Genomic DNA, 1,113 nt, shown 5'->3' with positions numbered 1-1,113 from the left:
TGGATCTGGTTGGTGCCCTCGTAGATCTGGGTGATCTTCGCGTCGCGCATCATGCGCTCGACCGGGTAGTCCTTGACGTAGCCGTAGCCGCCGAGCAGCTGCACCGCATCCGTGGTGATCTCCATCGCCGCATCCGAGGCGAAACACTTGGCGGCGGAGGAGATGAACGTCAGATCGGGGACCTTCTCCCCCTCCATCGCCCGCTCGGACTTCGCCGCGGCGGCGTAGGTGAGCTGCCGGGCGGCCTCCAGCTTCATCGCCATGTCCGCGAGCATGAACTGCACGCCCTGGAAGTCACCGATGGGCTTGCCGAACTGCTTGCGCTCCTTGACGTAGCCGAGCGCGTAGTCCAGCGCGCCCTGGGCGATGCCGAGCGCCTGGGCGGCGATGGTGACGCGGGTGTGGTCCAGGGTGGCCAGGGCGGTCTTGAAGCCCGTGCCCTCCTCCCCGATGATCCGGTCCGCCGGGATCCGCACGTCCTCCAGGATCACCTCCCGCGTCGGGGAACCCTTGATGCCGAGCTTCTTCTCCGGGGCGCCGAAGCTCACCCCAGGGTCGCTCTTCTCCACCACGAACGCCGAGATCCCGCGGGCGCCCTGACCCGGATCGGTGACGGCCATCACCGTGTAGTACTCCGAGACACCCGCGTTGGTGATCCACCGCTTGGTGCCGTTCAGCACCCAATCATCGCCGTCGCGGACGGCGCGGGTCGTCATCGCCGCCGCGTCACTGCCCGCCTCCGGCTCCGACAACGCGTAGGAGAACATGCCCGAGCCGTTCGCGACCGGGCTCAGGTAGCGTTTTTTCAAGTCCTCAGAACCCGAGAGGAGGATCGGAACGGTGCCGAGCTTGTTCACCGCCGGGATCAACGACGACGCGGCACAGGCCCGGGCGACCTCTTCGATGACGATCACCGTGGCGAGGGCGTCGGCGCCGACTCCTTCGTACGCCTCGGGGACGTGCACGGCATGCAGATCCGCCTTGACGAGCGCGTCGTAGACCGCCTGGGGGAACTCCCCGGACTCGTCGGTCTCCGCCGCCCGCGGAGCGATCTTGTCATCGGCCAGCGAGCGCACCGTCTCGCGGAGCATCTGGTGCTCTTCAGAGAGTTCG

At 67.4% G+C, this 1,113-nt stretch carries 1 protein-coding gene; it reads right to left on the bottom strand.

What is annotated here, in order from left to right; all coding sequences use genetic code 11:
• Nucleotides 1-1,113: acyl-CoA dehydrogenase family protein (locus tag ABEA24_RS53320; RefSeq protein WP_345444758.1), on the bottom strand; the 1,113-nt coding region annotated here is incomplete at both ends.

The organism is Actinoallomurus vinaceus (genome assembly GCF_039542055.1).
GTDB lineage: Bacteria > Actinomycetota > Actinomycetes > Streptosporangiales > Streptosporangiaceae > Actinoallomurus > Actinoallomurus vinaceus.
This window is presented reverse-complemented; position numbering and strand designations above follow the sequence as displayed.